The organism is Variovorax sp. TLI9-5A, from assembly GCF_056867935.1.
In genome coordinates this window covers 193652-216183 of record NZ_CP200310.1, presented here as the reverse complement: position 1 = coordinate 216183, position 22532 = coordinate 193652, and the positions used below count along the sequence as shown (strand labels likewise).

Sequence of the window (22532 nt, the reverse complement as noted above, 5' to 3'; positions counted from 1 at the left end):
GATTTACCGCATCTCTTCATCGCCGGAACATGGGATGCGGGGCGTCCCCAATATGGGGCTTCGATCCCTGAATCAGGGCTGGTTCGCGGCTTGCGCACGACGTTTGCCTTCTGAATGCGTGCACGAGCCTTGTATACCAGTGGCACGATTCGTGCGGCTGGGGACTGGCCCGGCCAGGCGGTTGGCCGTGCGCTTGAAATCAAACCCACAACCACTCGTCATCGTTCAGGCATCATGAAACTAGGCAGATTGAAATTCGTTCTCGGACTCGCGCTCGGCGGTCTCATGGCAACCGGTGCGGTTCATGCGCAAAGCGCGCTGGACACCATCCTGAAGAACAAGAAGATCGCGATCGCGGTTCCCCCGATTTCCCGCCCTACGGCGCGATGGACCGCGACTTCAAGATGCATGGCCTGGACATCGACATGGCCAACTACATCGGCGCCAAGCTCGGCGTGGAGGTCGACCTGATCCCCGTGACCAGCGCCAACCGCATTCCGACCCTGCAGAAGAAGAAGGCCGCGCTGGTCATCGCCACCCTGGGCAAGAACCCGGACCGGGAAAAGCAGATCGACTTCACCGCAGCGTACTCGCCGTTCTACCAGGCCATCTTCGGCGCGAAGAACCTCAACGTCAGGAGCTTCGCCGACCTGTCCGGCAAATCGATCGCGGTCACGCGCGGCTCGGTCGAGGACCAGGAGCTCAACAAGGTCGCGCCCGCCGGCACCGACATCCGCCGCTTCGACGACAACACCCGTACCGTGTCGGCCTTCGTTTCCGGGCAGACGCAACTGATCGCCACGGGCGCTTCCGTCGCGAACACCATCATGGCCAGCAACCCCGCGCTGGGCACCACCTACAAGCTGCTGCTCAAGGAGAGCCCCAACTACATCGGCGTGGCCAAGGGCGAAGACGCGTTGCGGCAGAAGGTCAACGCCATCATCGAAGAAGCGAAAAAGAGCGGCGAGCTCGACCGGTTGTCCATGAAGTGGCTGGAGCGCCCGGCCGGGGAGCTGCCGCAGTAGATCCCCGACCCCGGGAGCGCCAAGCCGATGCTCAATGCCCGGCCGCCTCGACGATCACCCTGGTGACCGCCTCGGGCTGGGAGGTCATCACGACGTGCGAGGCGCCCTTGACCACCACCGTCTTCTGCGCGTTGGCGCGCTGCGCCATGAAGGCCAGCGCAGCCGGCGGAATGTTCTTGTCGCGATCGCCGTACACGAACCATGACGGCACCGACTTCCATGCCGCAGCCTGCGCCGCCTCGTTCAGCGCCGCCTCGGCGATAGGCCGCTGGCCCACGGCCATCAGGCGTGCCCTGGCCAGCGGAACGTCGGCCGCGAACTGCGCGGGAAACTTGTCCTGCCGGATGTACAGGTCCTTGCCGCCATCGGCGAGCGGCACCGCCGGTGCCAGCGTCGGGCCGAGCGTGCTGCCCGGGAACTTGCCCGTGAGGCCGAGCGCCGTTTCGCCCGCCTCGGGCGCGAAGGCCGCCACGTAGACCAGCGCCTTCACGTTCGGCTTGCCGTTGGCGGCCGACGAGATCACTGAGCCGCCGTACGAGTGCCCGACCAGCACCACCGGCCCCTTGACCGCATCGACGACGCTGGCGACGTAGGCCGCGTCGAACGCAGGTCCGCGCAGGGGGTTCGCGGCGGAGATCACGGAATAGTGCCGCGCCTCGAGACGCTGCACCACGCCATCCCAGCTGGAGGAATCGGCGAAGGCGCCGTGCACGAGCACGATCGTGGGCTTGGCGGATGGCGCGGCATCCGCCGGCTGCGCGAACGAGTGCAGGGGCGCCAGCGTGGCCAGCCCGAGTGCATGGGCCATCAGGGTCGCGGCGAGGCGGCGAGAGAACTTCTTCATGACGATTCTTCCTTGATTGAACTGAGGGAAACAGGATCGGCCTGTGCCGACGGCGCTAAATCTATGGGCGATGCGAAGGAAGTCCGGCCCGGTCTGTATGCCTCTGTGTCCGGCGGGCGGGCAGTGACATTACTTTTCACGCGGCCGGTCCGAAACCGCGGCAGCACGCCCGCGCCTAGCAACGCCTAACACCAGCCAACGGCCACAGCGCCCATCTCGCGATCGGCGGAGTTCCAATGGCATTCGCGCACGAGTGCGCCCGAAGACGGGGAGAGAAAAAAGACAACGGCGGGCTCCACCCGCGCCCACGCATTCCGCGGCCCGGCCGGCCGCAAGAGGCCCACACCCATGCAGCAACACCAGGAACTCGGCGGACAGGAAGAGGCAGAGGCGGTCTTGCCGGATGCTCCCTTTGCCGCGCAGCACGGGGCCTCATCGGTGCGATACCGGGACTTTCGCGAACTGGGCACGGGCACGCCGCGCCTGGAGCGCGCACGCGCCCACGGCGCGACCTCCTCGCTCGTGGCCGGGCGCGGCCAGGCCACGCCGGCCACCGCCGCGCTGCTTCAACGGGAGTACGCGCTGCGCCACGCGCTTCGCGATGAATGGGCCGCGGTGCCGGTCGCGCTGGTGCCGCATGGCGAGAGCTTCCTGCTGATCCTGAAGGACCCCGGCGGCGAGCCGCTTCGCCGCAGTGCCGCGCCGTGCACCGACGTGGGCGCCTTCCTCGCGCTCGCGCTGCGGCTCACCGCCGCCGTCGGCGCGATGCACGCGGACGGTGTGCTGCATCGCGCGCTCACGCCCGAGCGCATGCTGCTCGGCGAGGACGGCCGGGCCTGTCTCACCGGCTTCGGCCGGGCCGCCGCCGTCGGCGACCCGGACAACAAGGCCACGGGCGACGACCAGCTCTCCTGGGACGAGGACAGCTTCAACTACATGGCGCCGGAACTCGGCGCACGCATGAACCTGCGCGTGGATGCGCGCGCCGACCTCTACGCGCTCGGCTGCATCCTCTATGAGCTGATGACCGGCAGGCTCCCCCTCGAGGGCGCCGATGCCGCCGCGCGCGTGCACGCGCATGCAACCCGGATCGCCCCTGCGCCCGGCGAGCTGGTGCCGGGGCTTCCGGAACAACTCTCGCTGCTGGTCATGAAGCTGCTGGAGAAGACGCCGGGACACCGGTACGCGGACGCTGCCGGCGTGCTGGCGGACCTGCGGCGCTGCGAGACCCTGCTGCGCCAGCACGGACGCATTCCCCGTTTCGCGCTCGATGCCCATTCGAACCTGCGCAAGCCCGGCGGCATGGGCCTCGTGCTGGGGCGCGATGCCGAACTGCAGACCCTGCTTGCGCTCTACCGCACGGTCGCCGACAGCGCCCGCGCGCGCGCGGCCTGGGTCTCGGGCCCCTCGGGCATCGGCAAGTCGACGCTGCTGCGCGAGGCGGTGGCGCGCATGCAGCGCTCGGGCACGCCGCTGCTGGCCACGGCCAAGAGCGAGGAGGGGCGCCGCGGCAAACCGTATGCGCTGCTGGTGGAGGTGCTCGATCCGCTGCTGCAGCACGTGATCGGTTGCGCGAACGAGGAATTCGCGGCCTGGCGCAGCCGGATCGCCGCCGCCGCGAAGCCGGTGGAGCGGACCCTGGCGGGCCTGCTGCCGGCGCTCGGCGTCATCCTTGGCCTGCAGTCCGGGCAGCCCGCCCCCGCTTCTCCGGACGCGGCCCCGGCGCTCGAACGCGAGCGCGTGCTGCAGGGCATGGCGCGGCTCATCGCCTGCTTCGCGGCGCCCTCGCGTCCGCTCGTGATGCTGCTCGACGACCTGCAATGGGCCGACGTCGAAACACTGCAGGTGATCGAGCGCCTGCTGCATCAGCACGACGATGCGGCGCTGCTGCTCGTCGGAACCTTCCGCGACAACGAGGTCGGTGCCGACCATCCGCTGCGCGCGGGCCGGCTCGCCGAGGTGACGCAGTCCGTACGAATCGAGCTCGGTCCGCTGGACGAGGGCGCCTTGCGCGAGATGATCGCGGTGACGCTGCAGCAGGACGCGAGCGTCGTTGGCGAGCTGGCCGAACTCATCGGCCGGAAGACCGAGCGCAATCCGCTCTTCGCCCGGCACCTGCTCCACCTGCTGGCCGACGACGGGCTGCTCGCCTACGACGCCGAGACCGCCTCGTGGCGCTGGAGCCTCGAACAGCTCGCGTCTCACCCGGGCGCCGACACCGTCGGCGACCTGATGGCGCGCCGCTTCGAGCAGCTGCCCTCGGCGACGCAGGCCGTCCTGCGCGTGATGGCATGCCTCGGACATCGAACTTCCGGCGAAGCACTCGCGCTCGCGATGGAAGTGCAGCCCGGCACCGATGCGGCCAGGCGCATGCAGGCGGCGCTCGACGACGCGCGCGAAGCAGGCAGCATCCAGCGCGACGGCGAGGACTGGGTCTTCTGGCACGACCGCATCCGCGAGGCCGCCTACGGCTCGATCCCCCCAGGGGAGCGGCCACGCATGCACCTGCGGATCGTGCGCCGCCAGCTCCGGCAGGCGCCCGATTCCGCGCGGGTGTTCTCGCTCGCGGCGCAGGCCAGCCTTGCACGCCTGGCCATCGAGGCACCGCAGGAGCGGCGCGACTTCGCGCGGCTCAACCTGGAGGCCGGCCGCCAGGCGAAGGCCGCGACCGCCCATCATTCGGCGCTCGGCTTCTTTCGCGCCGCGCTCGCCTTCCTCGGCGAGGACGACACCAGCGAGGACGGCCTGCATGCGCGCGCACTCTGCGGCGAGGCCGAGTTCATGACCGGGGCGCTGGAAGCCGCCGAGGCACGCCTGTCGGCGCTGGAGGAAGTCGCGGGAGACGGAATCTTCGGCGCCGATCTCGCGCGCCTGCGCGCGGCGCTGTACACCACGCTCGGCAACTTCGACCGCGCGCTGGACGTGGGCCTCGCCTTCCTGCGCAAGTCGGGCATCGACATGCCGAGACGGCCCGACGCCTCTGCGGTCGACCGGGAGCACGCGGTGCTGCAGGCATGGATCGACCAGCACGGCATCGGAGCCCTGCGCCAGCTGCCCGTCGTGGCCGACCCGCTGCGACGCGCGATCACCGACATCTTCGCGGACCTCATTCCGCCGGCGCTCTACACCGACCAGGACCTAGTCGACCTGATCCTGCTGCGCATGATCGGCCTGAACATCGCGCAGGGCCACTCCGATGCGTCGGCGGACGGCTATGTCTGCATGACGCAGGTCTTCGGCGTGCGCTACGGCAACTACGCCGCCGCGCGGGAGTTCGGCGCGCTCGCGCTGCACCTGGTGGACGAGCGCGGCCTTGCCCAGTACCGGGGCCGGGTCTACATGACCTTCGGCACCATGGTGGTCCCGTGGACGCAGCCGGCGCGCGCGGCGCGCGACTACATCCGGCGCGCCTACGACGTGGCCGTGGCGAGCGGCGACCACACCTTCGCGATCTACTGCGGGCGCAACCAGGCGACGGGAATGCTCTTCGCGGGCGAGTACCTCGGCGACGTGCGGGACACGGTCGAGCGCGGGCTGGCCGTAGCGCGCGACGCGAATTTCCGGCTCGTGATCGAGGCGCTGCTGGCCCAGAAGGTGCTGCTGGCGCAGCTGCAGGACGGCACTGCCGGCGATGCTGACGAGCAGCCGAGCCCGCCCCGGGAGGGCCAACCCGCCACGCTGGTGGACTTCGCCTACTGGGTGTACAGGCTGCAGGCGGCGCTCCTGGGCGGAAGGCTCACCGAGGCCATCAATGCACGCCATCGGGCCGAGGCCTCCGCCTCCTCGGGCCGCACCTTCGCCGAGAGCGGCGACCTGCCGTTCTACGGCGCGCTGGCCTTGCTCGCGCTTCCCACGCGCGATGCGGCCCAGCAAGCGGCGCTGCAGCGTGACGTGAAGCAGCTGCAGGCCTGGAGCCAGGCCTGTCCGGCCAACTTCCTGGCGCGCTTCCAGCTGGTGCGCGCGGAGATGTGCCGCATCGACGGCGATCCGCTCGCGGCGGTGGAGGCCTATGCACGGGCGGTGTCGCATGCGCGGCGTCACGGCTTCACCCAGGTCGAGGCGCTGGCAGCCGAGCGTGCCGCGGCCTTCCATGCGGGCCGTGGCGACGACCTGTCCGCGCACGGCAACCTGCGCCACGCGCGCGGCGCGTGGCAGCGCTGGGGTGCCATGGCCAGGGCGCGCCAGCTCCAGGCCGCGCATCCGGGGCTCTTCGAGATCGAGGACCCGGTCGCGAACACGCGGCGGATGCAGGGACTCGATGCGCAGGCCGTGCTGCGCATCTCGACGGTGCTGGCCGGCGAGATCGTCCCGGTCCGCCTGGTCGAGACGCTGCTTCGCACCGCGCTCGAGAACGCCGGCGCCGAATCCGGCACGCTGGCGCTGTTCCGGCACGAGGTGTGGCAGGTGCGCGCCCAGGCGCGGGTGCACGACGGCGCCGTCGTGCTCGCGCAGGAGGGCGTCGCCTTCGATGCGCAGGCGCTGCCAGTCTCCATCGTCCACGCGGTCGCGCGCACCCAGCAGCACATCGTGGTGGACGATGCGCGCGAGAGCGCCTCGCTCGCGCAGGACGACTACATCCGCCGCCGGCGTCCGCGCTCGATCCTGTGCGTGCCGCTGATGCGGCACGCCATGCTCGTCGGCGTGCTCTACCTGGAGAACAACCTGGCTTCCCACGTGTTCACGCCCGCCAAGGCCGAAGTGCTGGAGGTGATCGCCTCGCAGGCGGCCTTCGCGCTGGAGAACGCGCGGCTGTACGAGGAACTGATCGACCAGAACCGGCAGCGCGCGCAGGCCGAGGAGCAGTTGCGCAGCACGCTCACCGAGCTCGAGCGCGCGACCCGCCTGAAGGCGATGGGCGAGCTGGTGGCTTCCATCGTGCATGAGGTGGGCCAGCCGATCGCCGCGGTCGACACCTCGGCCAGCGCCGCGCTGCGCTGGCTCGACCGCAGCCCGCCCGACATCGGCGAGGCCCGCGAGATGCTCGCGCACATCAGCAGGAGCGCGCTGCGCGCCCGCGCCATCATCCAGGGCCTTCGCGCCAAGGCGCGCAACGCGGAGCCGCAATTCGCCGCCTTCGACCTGGGCGAGGCGCTGCGCGAGGCGGCGACGCTGGTCGCGGGGGCGCTCGACACCATGGGCGTCACGCTGGAGACGAAGGGCCTGGAAACGCCGCTGGCCGTTCACGGCGACCGCGTGCAGCTGCAGCAGGTGGCGGTCAACCTGTTGATGAACGGCGCCGAGTCGATGGCGTCCCTGCCGCCCGGCCCGCGGTCGCTGTCGATGGCGTGCGTGCACGACGGCGAGCATGTGCGCATCGTGGTGGAGGACGGCGGGCCGGGCGTCGGCCCCGAGGCAGCGCAGCACCTGCTCAAGCCCCTGTTCACCACCAAGTCCAATGGCATGGGCATGGGACTGGCGATCTGCAAGTCCATCCTCGATGCGCATGGCGGAACGCTCGAGCTGCGGCCGCGCGAGCCCGCGGGCATGCGCGCCGTCTTCAGCCTGCCGCGGCCGGCCCCTGGCCATCGATGAAAGTGCAGGCGACCCCGATGCCCTCACCAACCCTTCGTTTCATGCGTCCTTCCGATCCGCCTCCGGCGCCCCTTCGCTGCGTGTTCATCGTCGATGACGACGAGCTCGTGCGCGATGCGCTTTCCAGCCTGCTGCGCTCCATCGACCTGGCGGTGCACGCCTTCGCCACCACCGGAGAATTCCTGGCCGCGCCGCACTCCGGCGGGCCTTCCTGCCTGGTGCTCGACGTGCGGCTGCGCGGCCAGAGCGGCCTGGCCTTCCAGCAAGCGCTGCTGGAGCACGGCGAGCCTCACCTGCCGATCGTGTTCATGACCGGCCACGGCGACATCGCCATGACCGTGAAGGCGATGAAGGCCGGGGCCGTCGACTTCCTGGCGAAGCCCTTCCGCGACCAGGACATGATCGACGCGGTCATCGCCGCGCTGGAGCGCGATGCGCGGCGCCTGGAGAGCGCACGGCTGCTGCAGGCGGCGCGCGCCTGCTGGGATTCGCTCACGCCGCGCGAGTGCGAGGTGGTGCAGCATGTCGCCGGCGGCCTGATGAACAAGCAGATCGCCGATCGCATGGGCATCGCCGAGATCACGGCCAAGATCCACCGCGGCCAGGCGATGCGCAAGATGAACTCGCGCTCCGTCGCCGAACTGGTGCGCAAGATGGAAGCGCTGGGTGTGGTGGAGGCCGCTTGCTAAGGCGGTGCCATACCTATGGATGATGGCGCCGCGCGCTGCCGCCGGTATCCTGCAGCTCTGGGCAGGGGCGGGAATGTTCCTGCGCCTTCACCGGAAACCCCCGGGGTAGAGAACGGGCTTCCTCCTTGTCCTCCTCCTTGTCCTCTTCAGCCATCGAACTCGTTTCCATCGTCGACGACGACCCCTTCGTGCGCGCAGCGACGAGCAGTCTCGTGCGCTCGTTCGGATGGGAGGCCCGCGCGTTCGAGTCGGCCATCGACTTCCTTGCCTCGGACGTTCCGGCGCGCACGCGCTGCCTCGTCTGCGACATCCAGATGCCGGCCATGGACGGCATCGCGCTGGTCGAATGCCTGGAGCGCCAGGGCCTGCGCGTGCCCGTCATCTTCATCAGCGCCTTCGCCACCGCCCGCACGCGGGAGTGCGTGCAGGCGAGCCCCGCGCTCTGCCTAATCGAGAAGCCGATCGACGCCGCCGAACTCGAGACCTGGATCGGCCGCGCGCTGGAACGGGCCTGAGGCACTGACAAGACGCAGGGGAGAGCGGACCTCGCGCCACCCCGGCGCATGAACGGGGCAAACCTTCGTAGGGGGGCGGCAAACGCTGATGCAATGGTGCGCGTTCCCCCTCGCGTGATGTCATCTCTCCATGCCGGCCCGTGCGCCGGCAGCAGGAGAAAACCAATGACGAAGAAGTCCCTCGCATCCATCAGTTCCTTCCATCCGCCGCGCGCATCCGCAGCGCTCGACGGGGCCGTTTCGAGTTCCAAGCGACCGGGCCGCCGTTCCCACGGCCTGGCGCTGGTCGCGGCGCGCGCGATCGCGGTGGCCACGGTCGGGCAGAACGTCCATGCCGCGACGCTGTCGCCCCTGACCTGCCCGCTCGACGACAGCCTGCGGTGGATCCTGTGCGTGTCGGTGCTCGTCGGCCTCATGCTGCTCGCCGTCTTCCTCTGGCTGGAGGCGATGGACCACCGCGCGGGCGCGGCACGCCTGGCTCGCACGATGGAGCAGCACGGCAGCGGCGCCGGCATGCCCGAGCTCGCCGAAAGCGGCCCGCGTGCCATCGTGCGGCTGGCGCGTGCGATCAACAGCGTGCGCCGCCGCCAGGCCGAGCGCGACGTGGGGCATCTGGATGTGCAGGCCGCCTATGCGCACGACCTGCGCACGCCGCTGACCCGCATGGGGCTGCGCTGCGAGATGCTGGAAGACGCCTCGCTGCGCGAAGCCATGGAGCGCGATCTCGCGCAGATGCGCGAGCTGGTCGAGGCCAGCGTGGCCAGCGCGCGGCTGCAGCGCAGCGTGGCCGAGCCGCTGCAGCGCGTCGATGCCGACGGCCTGCTCGGCAGCCTGATGCGCGACTATCGCGAGTCCGGCCAGGCGATCGCCGTCGACGGCCACATCGGCCGACCGGTGATGGCCTGCCCGCTCGCGCTGCGCCGCGTGCTCGCCAACCTGATAGACAACGCGCTGCGCTACGGCGGCGACGTGCGCGTCAGCGCCCGCGTCGATGCGACGAGCCTGGTGCTGGCCGTGGTGGACTCGGGGCCCGGCATCCGGTCGGCGCAGATGGAGGCGGTTTTCGCGCCATGGGTCCGCGCGCAGCAGGGCGGCTCCGAGGCCAAGGCCGGATCGGGCCTCGGCCTTGCGATCGCCAGGCGGCTGGCCCGGTCGATGCAAGGCGACCTGCAGCTGCAGAACCGCCGCTGCGGCGGGCTCGAGGCGCGGCTCACGCTGCCGCTCGTGGTCGCATGACGCGGGCGGCCGGCCGTGCGTCTCCTTCGCTCAGCGCAGCGACCTGAACGCCGCGCGCACTTCCTGGCTGAACAGCGCGGGCTGTTCCCACGCGGCGAAATGACCGCCCGTGTCGACCTCGTTCCAGTAGATCAGGTCGTGGTAAGCGCGGTCGGCCCAGGTGCGTGGCGCCTGGTAGATCTCGCCGGGAAACACCGTCACGGCAGCCGGCAGCGAGATGTCGACGGCATTGAAGTTGTTCGAATGGTCTTCCCAGTAGATCTGCGCGGCCGAGGTCGCGCTGTTGGTCAGCCAATACAGCGAGATGTCGTCGAGCATCTCGTCGCGCGGCAGCACCCGTTCTGGCTCGCCGCCCGAGTAGGTCCAGGTGGCGAACTTGTCGTAGATCCACGCGGCCTGGCCCACGGGCGAGTCGGCCAGGGCATAGCCCAGCGTCTGCGGGCGCGTGACCATCATCGCGGAGTAGCCCGAGCTGTTTTTGTAGAAGGCGTCCAGCTTGTCGAAGGCGGCGCGCTCCTTGGCCGACAGGCCGGCGGGCGCGGGGCCGCCCGCAGCGAGGATCGATGCGATCTCGGCAGGCACGGTGCCCGGCATGTTGACGTGGATGGCCATCAGCCCCGGCACCTTCTGGATCGCCATGCGGTGCGAGATGACCGAGCCGCAGTCGCCGCCCTGCGAGACGAACTGCTTGTAGCCCAGCCGCGCCATCAGCACGCCCCAGGCGCGCGCGATGTGGTTGGAGTCCCAGCCGGTGGCCTGCGGCTGGCCCGAGAAACCGAAGCCGGGCAGCGAGGGCAGCACGAGGTGGAACGCGTCCTGCGCACGGCCGCCGTGGGCGGTGGGATCGGTCAACGGGCCCACGACCTTGAGCAGCTCGAAGATTGAGCCCGGCCAGCCGTGCGTCATGATCAGCGGCATCGCGTCGGCATGGCGCGAGCGGATGTGCGCGAACTGGATGTCGAGGCCGTCGATGGTGGTCACGAACTGCGGAATGGCGTTGAGCCGCGCCTCGCCCTTGCGCCAGTCGTAGTCGGTGGACCAGTGGCGCACCAGCGAGCGCAGCGTGGCAAGCCGCACGCCCTGCGAGTCGTCGGCGACGGTCTCGGCGCTCGGCCACCGCGTGGCGCCGAGCCGCCGGCGCAGATCGACCAGCGCTTCGCGGTCGACGCTGACACGGAACGGCCGCACCGAGGTGTCGCCGGGACCGGAGGCCCCGGACGGCCGCAGCATGGCGAAGGCGCCGGTGGCGGCGGACGCGGCGCCGAAGGCGAGCGACGTGGCGAGAAGGTGGCGGCGCGAAAGCGAGGGATGGAGAGGATGGAGGTCGTTCATTCAGGCATCTCTGTGTAGTTGAAACGGCTCCATTGAAGAGGGCGGATGTATCCGGCATGTGTGAAGAAACGGCCGAATCGCATACGCAGGTACCGGGGGGCGGAAGCGATACACGACCATACAAATCGGCCGGCGCGAAGACGCACCGAAAGCTCATCAGGCTCCGCCTCGACCCTCGGTTATGCTCCGTCCGCCCGCGCCGCCGGGACGGCCGGCGGGTTCGCCGGGCCGATCGGATTGACAGCGTCCGGCCCGGCAATCCGCCGCGTGCGCGGCACGCCGCAGTTCCCGATCCCCCATGAGTGACGACAACTCCTTCAAGACCGCTGGTTCCATCTCCTTCGGGCCGTTCACCCTGCGCGTCGCGCAGCGGCTGCTGGAACGCGACGGGGTGCCGGTGGATCTCGGCGGGCGGGCGATGGATGTACTTCTCGCCCTGGTCGCCAACGCCAACACCGTCGTGAGCAAGCGGGAGCTCATGGCGTTGGCCTGGCCCGGCATGGTCGTTTCGGACGGAAGCCTGCGCTACCAGATCGCGATGCTGCGGCAGGCGCTCGGCGACGGGCAGGACGGCGCGCGATACCTGTCGAACGTCGTCGGCCGCGGCTATTGTTTCGTCGCCCGCATCGCACCGGCGGAAGCTGCCCCCGGGGCGCAGCCTGAGGCCGGGGCCAGCACCGTCGAGCCCGGTCTTCCCGCGCAGCCGGTGGAACTCGTCGGCCGTGCGAAAGACCTCGCCGCGATCCCGGCCCAGTTGGCGAAGACGAGGTTCATCACCATCGTGGGCTCGGGCGGCGTGGGCAAGACGAGCGTCGCGGTCCGCACGGGGCAGGACATGCTGGGCGAATTCGGCGGAGCGGTGGTGTTCGTGGATTTTTCGATGCTGCTGGACCCCGGCCTTGTGCCGAGCGCCATCGCATCGATGCTGGGGCTGTCGGTGCGCTCCGCCGACCCGGTGCCCAGCCTGATCGCCTACCTGCGGGAAAGGCGGATGCTGCTGATACTGGACAACTGCGAGCACGTGATCGCGGCGGCAGCGTCGCTGGCCGAGCGCATCTTCCAGGCGGCGCCGCGCATCCACATTCTTGCCACGAGCCGCGAGGCATTGCGCGTGGAGGGGGAGCACATCCACCTGCTCGATCCGCTGGACAACCCGCCCGACCAGCCCGGACTCGTCGCGCGCGACATCCTCATGTATCCCGCCACGCGCCTGTTCGTCGACCGGGCTGGCGCGAGCGGCGCGATGCCCGACCTGAACGACGACGACGCACCCGTCATCGCGAGCATCTGCAGGAAGCTCGATGGCGTCGCGCTCGCCATCGAACTCGCGGCCCGGCGGGTAGCCGCCTACGGGCTGCAGCAGACTGCCGCGCTGCTCGACGAGCGCCTGGCGCTTTCGTGGCTCGGGCAGCGCACGGCGCAGCCCCGGCACCAGACCCTGCAGGCCACGCTGGACTGGAGCTACGAACTGCTCGACATGCCGGAGCGGCTGGTACTGTGCCGGCTGTCGGTCTTCGTGGGCCACTTCTCGCTGGAAGCGGCACGCGAAGTGGCGACGGACCAGGAACTGACGCAGGCGCAGGTGGTCGATGCCGTCGCAAGCCTCGCGGAGAAATCGCTGCTCTCCATCCGGCGCTCCGGCGCCTCGACCCAGTACCGGCTGCTCGAAAGCACCCGCGCTTACGCGCATTCGAAGGCCGGCGCGGACCTGGCCGATTCGGCTGCGCGGCGCCACGCGGTCTATTTCCGCAAGCGCCTGGAACAGATGGCCGAACAGGACGACGCCTTCTCGCGCGACACGGCGCGCGCGTCGGACCTCGCCGACCTGGGCAACGTAAGGGCCGCGCTCGCGTGGTGCTTCGATCGTGCCGATGCCAGGGAGCTGGGCGTTTCCCTGGTGCTGGCGGCGGTGCCTGCCTTCATGGCGATGTCGCTGCTGGCAGAGTGCCACGACTGGTCGAAGCGAGCGCTCGCCGAGCTGGGCACGGCCTTTGCCGGCAGCGCCGCCGAGATGCATCTGCAGGCGGCCGTCGGCCTCTCGCAGATGTTCACGCGCGGCCACAGCGACGAGGTGCGTCATGCGCTCGAACGCAGCCTCCAGGTGGCCGAGGAGCTCGGCGACTCGCGCAGCCAGGTCGAACTGCTGGGGCGGCTGCAGATCTTCCATGAGCGCATCGGCGACTTCGTCGAATCGCTCAGCCATGCCAGGCGCTGTGCCGACGTGGCCGCATCCATCGACGATGCGACGGCGCAGGCGACCGCCAATTCGCTGGTGGGCCTCTGCCATCACCTGGTGGGCGACCAGCCCCGGGCGCGGCATTTCCTGGAAGCCGCGATCGCCGGCGCCTCGGTGTCGCGGCAGCGCAGCAGCATCCACACCGGCTTCGATTTCCACAACCGCGCATGCATCGCGCTGGCCAGGACCCTGTGGCTGCAGGGCCATCCCACGCAAGCCGTGGTCGCCGCCCAGCGCGCGGTGGAGGAAGCCCGGCATCTGAATCACCCGGTGACGCTGTGCATCGCCCTGATATGGGCCGTGTCGGTCTACATGTGGGTCGGCGACTTCGCTCGGGCCGAGCAGGACATCGACCGCTTCATCGCCTATGCGGAATCGCATTCGCTGACGCCGTACCTGGCGGTGGGCCGCGGCGTGAAGGGCGAACTCGCGGTGAAGCGCGGCGACGCCGCACGGGGCGTGCAGGCAATACAGGATTCGCTGATCGAGCTGCGCGCGTCACGCTACGAATTGCTCACCACGTCCTTCAACATCACGCTCGCCGATGGCCTGAATGCCATCGGCAGGAACGGTGAGGCACTGGAGCTGATGAACGACACGCTCGCGCTGGTGCATGCCAAGGGCGACCTCTACAACCTCCCGGAGCTTCTTCGCGTGAAGGCGCGCGCCTTCTCGGGTGCCGTGCCGCCGAACATGGCGAGCGCCGAAGAATCGCTGCTCGAAGCGCTGGCGGCCAGCAGGCAGCAGGGCGCTCGCTCCTGGGAGCTGCGCGTGGCGATGGATCTGGCACGTCTCTGGGAAACAGCCGGGCGCGGGCAGGAGGGGAAAGATCTGCTGGCCGGCGTGCTCGCCCACTACACGGAGGGTTTCGAAACCGCGGATCTGCAGGAAGCCGAACGGCTGCTTGATGTGTCGATGGATTAGGGCAGGCGCGGCCACGCCACGCACTTCCTCGACGGGAAGCGGGCGGCGGGCGGCGGCCGGGAAAAGATCATCGAGATTTCCCGGCGTCAGGAACGATGGAAGCGGATGCGATGGGCATCGGTGGCCGCTTACAGCGTTCCCTCGGTCACGCCGTGGGCCGCCGTTGCACGTGCCTGCGCACGCACCGTCGAACGATCGAGCGTGCTGGTGAACGCCTGCGGCACGCCGGCGTCGGCGCCGTCCGCATAGAGGTTGCCCGCGCGGGCAGCCGCCACGGCTTCGGCACGCGTGTCCGAGCGCTTGGCCAGGGTAGGCAGCGCGGGAGCGACGTCCGCCGAAGCGCCTTCGCGATAGGGGTCCGCGCTGTGCGAGGCGACGACTGCCTCGGCCCGGACGCCGGCGCGGCTCGCGCTGGAATGGAACTGCAGCACGCCCTGGTATTCCTCGGCGCTCGCGCTCAAGGCGAACAACGAAGAGACGGCTGCGGCGGCGAGGAGGACGGAAGCTTTCATGATGAATCCTTTCGGTTGGGTGATGACGAGTGGCAAGAGGGTTTGTCAGTCGGATCGCTGTGCTTTTCCGAGCTGATGGAGCGATTGTTCGGCTCCGAAAGCACCTTGCGACCGGTTTGCGTATGCCTCTGTATCCCGGCCATGTCCGCCAACACTAAATTTCAAAATGACAGGCGCGGCCCTCAGGGCGCGAGCCGCGTGAACACGTAGTCGTGGTTCTTCACCAGCGACTGATGGCAGGCAAAGCAGGTCTGGTGCTGTGCCAGGTCCGCAGGCTTGCCATTGATGAAGCGGCCGAAGCCCCAGCCGCCGGTGGCGGCGTATTTCTTCGAGTCCTTCACCATCACCTGCACGGTGGTGGCCGCGCCCGGAATGGAGGCGGGTGCGAACTCGGGCGACTGCACGTGCTTCCAGGCCAGCTTGACGAGCACGGTTCCGTCGGGAAATGGCAGCGTGCCCTGATCGTAGGCCTTGATCGCCTTGGTGTTGCCGAGCACGACGCGCAGTTCGTTCAGCGGCTCCGCCTCGATGGCGGGCGCGATCAGCTGCCACTGCCGGTAGCCCTTGGGAAGAGTGACGCCGTAGATCGGCGAGGCCTCCGAGGTCGCGACGGCGGTGCGGGTCTCCTTTGCCGCGCTGGGAACCACCGCGAAGGTGGCCACAGCGGCTGCGAGCGCCAGAAGGCCGATGCCGGCGACTCTTGCCGGCGTGCCTTCAAGGGAAAGAAAAGATGCCTTCGCGGCGTCCGTGCCGGAAGGCTGATGCGTGCGGGGATTGTTCATGGGTCGGCGGTGTTGGTTGGACAAGAGGAATGCCCAACGGAACGCAGGCTCGCGCCCGGGGCGCGCCGATGGTCTGCCGCCTTTCTCCCTGTCCCCGCGCCTTGCGTATGCGCCTGTATCGCGCTTCGCCGCTCAACACACTACGTTACGGCGCAGCGCCGATCACCCCCATCGCCTCAGGTTACGTCACGTCGGCGCTCTTGCCGTTGCCGGTGCCATTGCGCGGGCAGCCGAGGCTGAACTGCCTTTCCAGCACGCGCTGCAGCTGCTGCGTCAGCTTCGCGACACCGCCGGTGCCGCTGGCCGCGCGGCCGATCAGCGCGCCGCCGGCCGCACCCACCGCGAGGCGCGCCACGAGCGAGCGGCTGCGGCCCGCCGCGAGCAGCAGCAGCACGCCCGCGCCCAGCACCACCAGGTGCTCGCCGGGGTAGTCCGCGCGCTGCGCGTCCACTCGCCTGAATTCGTTGATCGTCGATTCCCAAGACATGGCTGAAGCTCCTTCGTTGCAGTTTCCAGCCGTCGTTCTTAGCCCGGCCCGCCACGCACCGCTGTAGGCCTTCGCCATGCCCTGTTGCCGAACGCGCCCCAAAAGACGGCGGATCAGGGTTTCCCTGAGGTTTGTGAGCAAAAGTAGCGCGCGGCCACGTCACACGGTCGTCATCAGCTATGAAAACAATAGCATTCAGTTCCGATCCGCAGATCGTTCCTCGTAAACGCTATATCTAGCCCGACTCTTGCTAAGCAAAATCCCCGACGGATTTCACGTCACGCAAGATCGAGGACCACACAGCAATGAACCCTAAGCGTCTCCGCCCGCCCCTGGCCGCGCTGGTATTGGGCGGTACAGCATTCCTCGTGGCCGTGAGTCCGGCCCATGCGTTCACCAACCCGCCGATCCAGGTGGCGCAGGGCATCGAATACATGTGCGGCGGCGCCGCCAGGGACGAGGCCGCGTTCATGGAAATGGTGTCGCCGCGCTGGGCCGCGACCATCGAACTGGGCATCAGCGACGGCAAGGGCGCGCAGCAGCCCGGCTTCCCGGCCAAGGCATCGGTCGAGATCCGCCAGAAGTACACCGGGCAGCCGGTGATGAACGTGGAATCGCAAAGCCCCTACATGCTCGCGCGCCTGAACCCGGGCGCCTACGACGTGAACGTGACGCTCGGCGGCCTCACGCTGACGCAGACGCTGGTGGTGATCGCGGGCGTGCCGGCGCGCGCCTCCTTCGTCTGGCCGTCGAACTTCGACATGGCCTCGGTGACGCCCCCGCAGACGCAGACCTTCGCGCAGACAACCTCCACCGCCCGCTGAGCCCCGCCCGCTGACCTTCGGGCAGCGGGCACCCAGGTCAGACTTTCCTAAGCCGCGCGCTGCACAGTGGCTGCGTGGCTCCTTGCCACGACGACGACAAGGAAAGAAAGGACTCTGACCATGACCCCCCGTTTTCCATCCTCGCTGCGCGCAATGCGGCCGCTGGCGGCCGCGATGTTCTGCGGCGCCGTCCTGCTCGGCGCGGTTACGTCGGCCCAGGCCACGGTGAATCCGCCGATCTACATGGCGCACGGTGTCGAATACATGAGCGGCGGCATCGGCAGCGACGAAGCCCAGCTGATGGAGACGGTGTCGCCGCGCTGGCCCGCCACCTTCGAATTCGCGATCAAGGACCACAAGGGCGCCGACTTCGCGGCCAACGTGCACGTGACGGTGCGCGACAGCAGCGGCACGGCGCTGCTCGACAACGTGGTGTCGGGCGGCCCCTTCATGGTGGCGCGGCTGGAGCCGGGCAACTACGAGGTCGAGGCGCGCATCGGCAGCCAGGTGCTCAAGCAAGAGCTGCACGTGCCGCAGGGTGCGCCGGCCAAGGCGACTTTCGTCTGGCCCGCCGGCACCGACATGGCCTCGGCCGGCACGCGAGCGGTGCAGTAGCGCGACGCAAGTGGGCGCCGGCACCGCATCCGGCCGGCGCGCAACTTGCTGAAACTGCCGGGAACTGCTGATATGGTCGGGCCACAAGGCCTGCTATCCGGAGGCGCTGCGCTATAGAAAAAATAGCGGCCGAAGCGCTTCGCGATGTCTTGAATGCACGGCATGCGCCTTGCAGATGGCTTGTCCCGGGCCGAGCCCGACCCTGTTGCCCCGATGCCGATCCGTCCCCTGAGCGCCCTGACCGCGCTGTTGCACGTCTATATCGCGCTGCGCCTGCTGCCCGCGCTGGCCGTGCTCACGCCCGCGTGGCCGTTGGCGCTCGTCGCGCTGGTGGTGTCGGCGGCGACGATCCCCCTGCCTTTCGTGTCTCGCCGCGGCGGACGCGAGGGCGCCGGAAACGGCAACCTGCTGAAGTGGACCGGCCTGATCAGCATGGGCTGGTTCTCGTCGATGTTCGTGCTGACGCTGGTGCGCGACGCCGGCCTGCTGCTGGCCTGGCTCGCGGGCGCCGTCGGCGGCGTGCAGGTGCAATGGAGCGCACTGCTGCCGTGGAGCGCGCTGGCGGTGCTGGCGATGGCCACGGCCACCTCGGCCGTCGGCTTCCTGAACGCGCGCCGCACGGCCAGCGTGAAGCGGGTGGAAGTGCCGATCCGCGGCCTGCCGCAGGCGCTCGAGGGCTTCACCATCGCGCAGCTCAGCGACATCCACGTGGGGCCGACGATCCGCAACAGCTACATCCAGCGCATCGTCGACGCGGTGAACCGCCTGGGCGCCGACGCCATCGCGATCACCGGCGACCTGGTCGACGGCAGCGTGCCCGAGCTGCGCGAGCACATCGCGCCGCTGGCCGGGCTGCGCGCACGGCACGGCACCTTCGTGGTCACAGGCAACCACGAGTACTACGCGGGCGCGCATGCCTGGATCGACGAGCTGCGCCGGCTGGGCCTGAAGGTGCTGCTCAACGAGCACGTGGTGCTGCAGACACGCAACGTGCGCGGCGCCCAGACCGACGAGGAGCTCTTCGAAAGCGCGCTGGTGCTCGCTGGCGTGACCGACTTCACCGCCGGGCATTTCGACGCGGCGCACGCCAGCGACCCGCACCTGGCGCTGCACGACGCGCCGCCGCTGGTGCACACGCGCGTGCTGCTCGCGCACCAGCCGCGCAGCGCGCCGCTGGCCGCCGCCGCCGGCTACCAGCTGCAGCTGTCGGGCCACACGCACGGCGGCCAGTTCTTTCCGTGGAATCTTTTCGTGCCGATGCAGCAGCCCTTCACGGCCGGCCTGCACCGCCTGCACGACATGTGGGTCTACGTGAGCCGGGGCACCGGCTACTGGGGCCCGCCCAAGCGCTTCGGCGCGCCTTCCGAGATCACGCTGCTGACGCTGGTGCCGGCGAAGTCCTGAAGCTCAGGATTCCTCGAGCCCCGAGAGCCGGCGCGCGTTGGAAGTGGCGGCGGCATGGATCGGCGTCAGGCCGTGGCGCGCGATGCGTGCCGCGATCCCGGGCAGCTCGCTCGCCGCATCGACCGTGTCCGCGGCCGATTGAACAAAGGCATCGCCATGTGCGGCCGCCTGCGCGGGCGTGACGCTGCCCGCCAGCGAGAAGAAGGCCGTCGTGCTCTGCAGCCATTGCTGCAGCACCCGGTTGGCGAGCGAGAAATGGCTGCTGTGCCATTGCCTGGCCATCGCGATGCCCGATTCGCTCGCGGCATCGAGTTTTTCCTGTCCCATAAGCTGGAACTCGGCAAGGTCGTCCGCGCTGGGCGCGAGCCCCGCGCGGGCCATGCGCTCGGTGCGCATGCCGATCACGAGGCCGGACGACAGCAGCATTTCGTGGGTCTTGAGCGCCAGGTCGAACCACTGCTGCATGAGCGGTCCCGAGAGGCGGGCGGCTGAACTGGAAGACGACATGTGAGTAGCCGCGCCAGAGCGCGTGAAATGGAATCGGGCCACTATAGGCGCGGCCGGCTGCGAGGGTTTGCGCACAACGGAATCGAACCTGCATTTTTGTTGATCAAGTCCTACTTTCCGATGTGGAAATTACGTGCCGGACGAGTGCCGGATGCGGCGGAAATTGAAGATGAGCACCTCATTTCCACTTAGTGCATTCGCGAGTCGCATCATGAGATTCCACACCTGCGCGTCCCTTGCCGGATCGGCCCTGCTGGTGGCCCTTCTGGGCCTGTCGGGCACGGCGGCTCACGCGTTCGAAGACAGCGCGCGCGGCTTCTACGCCGAAGGGGGCCGCGCCCCGCATGGCGAAATGGGCAGCACCAATTCGGCCACCGTGGGCATGACCATTCCCTGGTCGCCGCGCGAGCCGGTGCACGAAGGGGCGCTCACCACCTACTGGGACATCTTCCTGAGCAACTGGCACGCACCGGCGCTGGGCAACGGCCCGCACGACTACGCGCAGATCGGCGCGATCTACACCTGGCGCTACCGCTTCGAGCACGGCGCCTCGCCCTGGTTTGCCGAAGGCGGCGTCGGCGGCAGCGTGATGGATCACGTCTACAGGACGCCCGACCGCAGCTTCAGCACCGCCTTCCAGTTCACCGAGGTGATCGGCATCGGGCGCAGCTTCGGCGAGCACGGCGCGCACGAACTCACGCTGCGGCTGCAGCACTTCTCCAATGGCGGCATCAAGAAGCCCAACCCGGGCGAGAACTTCGTGCGGCTGCGCTACACGTATCACTTCTAGCGTGGTGCTGCACGGCCTCGCGAGGGCACGCGCAACCGCCTGGCCCGCGCCTCCGTGACCAGATAGACCAGCGTGGCCACCGCCAGCGGCAGCAGGTAATACAGCCCACGGTAGGCCAGCAGCGCTCCCAGCAACTGAGCCTGCGGCACCTCGTGCGAGAGCAGCGCCACGAACACCGCTTCCAGCACCCCGAGCCCCGCCGGCACGTGCGCGAGAACGCCGGCCACCGCCGCCACCAGCAGCACCGCGAGCACCTGCGCATAGCCGACCTGGCCCTGCAGCAGGAACCAGATGACGCCGCCCATCAGCGACCAGTTGGCGCACGACATCGCAAGCTGCAGCAGCGCCATCGGCAACCCCGGCACCTTGAGCCCATGGCCGCGCACGCGCCACACATGCCCGCGCGCCATGGCGCACAGCACCAGGTAGGCCAGCGCGACCAGCAGCAGCGCCGCGCCGAGGATGCGCAGGCCCTCGCTGCCGATCTTCCACTCGGGCGGCAACGCCATCGGCCAGAAGCAGAAGGCCGCGCCGGCCACCACCAGGTAGCCCAGCCAGTTGGTCAGCATGCTGAAGCCGAGCACGCGCGTGATAGTGTCGTTGGCGAGCCCCAGCCGCGAATAGAGCCGGTAGCGGAAGGCCACGCCGCCCACCAGCGAGCCGAGGTTGAGGTTGAAGGCATAGCTGATGAAGGTCACGCCCATCACCGTGGCAGTGCCCAGCCGGTGCCGCGTGAGGTGCCGCCCCAGCAGGTCGTAGGTGCTGTAGAGGGCGAAGCTGCAGGCCGCCAGCGCGCCGGCCGCGAGCAGGGAAGTGGCGGGCAGCGCGCGGATCGCGTCGAGCACGTCTGCCCATTCGATGCCCATCGCCTGCCGCACGAGCAGCCACGCGATCAGCGCGAAGAAGGCCCACACCGCCGCGCGGCGGGCCCAGGGCCACCAGCTGTGGCGCGAGAGGGCGAGGGTGCTCACGGAAGGCTCCTGCTTCGGCTCAGGCCGCTTCCGTCTGCGTGGCGCCGCCTGTCGGATTGCTGCGCCCGGTATCGCGCCGGCTTGCCAGATCGGTAGCCTCGGCCGGCGTCAGGCGCGGCACGTGGCGCGGCAGCCGGCCCAGCAGGGCCGGATACCAGCGCAGGATGTGGAAGACGAAGAAGCTGCGCACCAGCCTCCAGCCGCTCCATTCGCTGGCGAGGTCGGCCGCCTGCACCTGCTTGCAGCTGCACTGCATCAGCCGCTCCATGCGCTCGGCCAGCACGCTGTTGAAGGCCTCGTCGCGCACGACCACGTTGGCCTCGAGATTGAGCGAGAGGCTCAGCGGATCGAGGTTGCTCGAGCCCACGGTGCTCCACTTGCCGTCCATGAGCGCGACCTTGCCGTGCAGCGGGCGGTCGCAGTACTCGTAGATGCGCACGCCCGCGTGCAGCAGGTGGTGATAGAGCATGCTGGCCGCGGTCTTCACGATCGGCATGTCGGGCTCGCCCTGCAGGATGAGCCGCACGTCCACACCGCGCCGGGCAGCGCGCCGCAGCTCCTTGATGAGCCGGTAGCCCGGAAAGAAATACGCGTTGGCGATCACGATGCGCTCGCGCGCGGCGCGGATCGCGGCGCGGTACTGCCGCTCGATGTCGTTGGTGTGGCGCCTGTTGTCGCGCGTGACGAACATCGCGTCGGCCGTGCCGGCGGACTGCGCATGCCTCGCGTCGGGCAGCTGGCGCAGCCTGCGGCGGAACCAGCCCGCGCCCTTGCCTCCAAGAGCAATCGCGCGCAGCACGAACTGGTGGATCTCGCCCACGATCGGTCCTTCGAGCTCCACCGCGTAGTCCTGCTTGGCCATCGGGCCGTAGTCGAGCAGGTGGTCGGCCGAGTAGTTGATGCCGCCGACGAAGGCGCGCTCGCCGTCGATCACCACGATCTTGCGGTGCATGCGGCGGAACACGTTGAGCCGCTGACCCATGAAGCGGCGGCCCGGATCGAACACGCGCACCTTCACGCCGGCCGAGGTCAGGCCCTCGATGAATTCGCGCGAGAGATCGGGCGAGCCGAAGCCGTCGATCATCAGGTCGACCTTCACGCCGCGCAGCGCCGCCTCGCGCATGGCGGCATGCAGCTGCAGGCCGACCTTGTCCTCGAACAGGATGAAGGTCTCGACGATCGCCTCGCGCCGCGCCCGGCGGATGGCCTCGAACACGCGCGGAAAGAACTCCTCGCCGTTCTCCAGCAGGCCGATGCGGTTGCCGCCGATCCAGTGGTTGCCGTTGTTGTTGTCGTTCATGGTCGCG

At 69.3% G+C, this 22532-nt stretch carries 17 protein-coding genes and 1 pseudogene; 10 read left to right on the top strand and 8 right to left on the bottom strand.

All coding sequences use genetic code 11. The features are described 5' to 3' along the window. Positions 1–234: 234 nt before the first annotated feature. Positions 235–1025 (top strand): annotated as a pseudogene (locus AC1VNX_RS01060) (transporter substrate-binding domain-containing protein). Between the two features lie 31 nt (positions 1026–1056). On the opposite strand, the gene AC1VNX_RS01055 reads toward AC1VNX_RS01060, so the two are convergent. Then, a complete protein-coding gene (locus tag AC1VNX_RS01055; protein WP_483155082.1) occupies positions 1057–1869 on the bottom strand; it encodes an alpha/beta fold hydrolase in 813 nt (270 codons plus the stop codon). Between the two features lie 348 nt (positions 1870–2217). Here AC1VNX_RS01055 and AC1VNX_RS01050 point away from each other — a divergent pair, with 348 nt between their 5' ends. The 4 genes from AC1VNX_RS01050 (at position 2218) to AC1VNX_RS01035 (ending at position 9841) form a co-directional block, all read left to right on the top strand. Further along, the gene (locus AC1VNX_RS01050) at positions 2218–7401 is read left to right on the top strand and encodes a trifunctional serine/threonine-protein kinase/ATP-binding protein/sensor histidine kinase (RefSeq protein WP_483155081.1); all 5184 of its coding nucleotides are present in this window, start codon (positions 2218–2220) and stop codon (positions 7399–7401) included. A 41-nt stretch (positions 7402–7442) separates the two neighbouring features. Continuing rightward, positions 7443–8090: a response regulator transcription factor gene (locus AC1VNX_RS01045; protein ID WP_483155080.1), complete on the top strand. Its 648-nt coding sequence runs from the start codon at positions 7443–7445 to the stop codon at positions 8088–8090. Between the two features lie 125 nt (positions 8091–8215). After that, entirely contained in the window at positions 8216–8605 is a 390-nt protein-coding gene (locus AC1VNX_RS01040) for a response regulator transcription factor (RefSeq protein ID WP_483155079.1), read from the top strand. A gap of 165 nt (positions 8606–8770) precedes the next feature. After that, positions 8771–9841 (top strand): ATP-binding protein, encoded by a 1071-nt coding sequence (locus AC1VNX_RS01035; protein WP_483155078.1) that lies wholly within the window; start codon positions 8771–8773, stop codon positions 9839–9841. 30 nt (positions 9842–9871) lie between these two features. On the opposite strand, the gene AC1VNX_RS01030 is transcribed toward AC1VNX_RS01035, so the two are convergent. After that, complete coding sequence (locus AC1VNX_RS01030; protein WP_483155077.1) at positions 9872–11173, bottom strand: epoxide hydrolase family protein; 1302 nt, start codon at positions 11171–11173, stop codon at positions 9872–9874. Between the two features lie 298 nt (positions 11174–11471). Here AC1VNX_RS01030 and AC1VNX_RS01025 point away from each other — a divergent pair, with 298 nt between their 5' ends. Beyond that, entirely contained in the window at positions 11472–14333 is a 2862-nt protein-coding gene (locus tag AC1VNX_RS01025; RefSeq protein ID WP_483155076.1) for an ATP-binding protein, read from the top strand. 128 nt (positions 14334–14461) lie between these two features. On the opposite strand, the gene AC1VNX_RS01020 is transcribed toward AC1VNX_RS01025, so the two are convergent. The 3 genes from AC1VNX_RS01020 to AC1VNX_RS01010 all read right to left on the bottom strand — a co-directional run bounded on the left by AC1VNX_RS01020 (position 14462) and on the right by AC1VNX_RS01010 (position 16114). Then, entirely contained in the window at positions 14462–14845 is a 384-nt protein-coding gene (locus tag AC1VNX_RS01020; RefSeq protein WP_418119744.1) for a helicase SNF2, read from the bottom strand. Positions 14846–15027: 182 nt separating this feature from the next. Beyond that, positions 15028–15627, bottom strand: coding sequence for a cytochrome P460 family protein (locus tag AC1VNX_RS01015; protein WP_483155075.1), 600 nt, complete (start codon positions 15625–15627; stop codon positions 15028–15030). A gap of 181 nt (positions 15628–15808) precedes the next feature. Next, positions 15809–16114, bottom strand: a complete 306-nt coding sequence (locus AC1VNX_RS01010) for a hypothetical protein (RefSeq protein WP_483155074.1) — start codon at positions 16112–16114, stop codon at positions 15809–15811. Positions 16115–16419: 305 nt separating this feature from the next. Here AC1VNX_RS01010 and AC1VNX_RS01005 point away from each other — a divergent pair, with 305 nt between their 5' ends. From AC1VNX_RS01005 to AC1VNX_RS00995, 3 genes are all read left to right on the top strand, one after another. Further along, positions 16420–16938, top strand: a complete 519-nt coding sequence (locus AC1VNX_RS01005) for a hypothetical protein (RefSeq protein ID WP_483155073.1) — start codon at positions 16420–16422, stop codon at positions 16936–16938. 120 nt (positions 16939–17058) lie between these two features. Then, complete coding sequence (locus AC1VNX_RS01000) at positions 17059–17553, top strand: hypothetical protein (protein WP_483155072.1); 495 nt, start codon at positions 17059–17061, stop codon at positions 17551–17553. A gap of 153 nt (positions 17554–17706) precedes the next feature. Continuing rightward, positions 17707–18957 carry a metallophosphoesterase gene (locus AC1VNX_RS00995; protein ID WP_483155071.1) on the top strand — a complete coding sequence of 417 codons (1251 nt, stop codon included), beginning with the start codon at positions 17707–17709 and terminating at the stop codon, positions 18955–18957. Between the two features lie 3 nt (positions 18958–18960). On the opposite strand, the gene AC1VNX_RS00990 is transcribed toward AC1VNX_RS00995, so the two are convergent. Continuing rightward, on the bottom strand, positions 18961–19422 hold the full coding sequence (locus tag AC1VNX_RS00990; protein WP_483155070.1) for a polyhydroxyalkanoate granule-associated phasin: 462 nt from the start codon (positions 19420–19422) through the stop codon (positions 18961–18963). Positions 19423–19675: 253 nt separating this feature from the next. Between AC1VNX_RS00990 and AC1VNX_RS00985 the strand changes: the two genes are divergently transcribed. Beyond that, positions 19676–20254, top strand: coding sequence for an acyloxyacyl hydrolase (locus AC1VNX_RS00985; protein WP_483155069.1), 579 nt, complete (start codon positions 19676–19678; stop codon positions 20252–20254). Here the strand turns inward: AC1VNX_RS00985 and AC1VNX_RS00980 are convergent. Continuing rightward, positions 20251–21225, bottom strand: a complete 975-nt coding sequence (locus tag AC1VNX_RS00980; RefSeq protein WP_483155068.1) for a lysylphosphatidylglycerol synthase domain-containing protein — start codon at positions 21223–21225, stop codon at positions 20251–20253. The genes AC1VNX_RS00985 and AC1VNX_RS00980 overlap by 4 nt on opposite strands. Positions 21226–21244: 19 nt before the next feature. Beyond that, positions 21245–22525 carry a cardiolipin synthase ClsB gene (gene clsB, locus AC1VNX_RS00975; protein WP_483155067.1) on the bottom strand — a complete coding sequence of 427 codons (1281 nt, stop codon included), beginning with the start codon at positions 22523–22525 and terminating at the stop codon, positions 21245–21247. Positions 22526–22532: the final 7 nt, after the last annotated feature.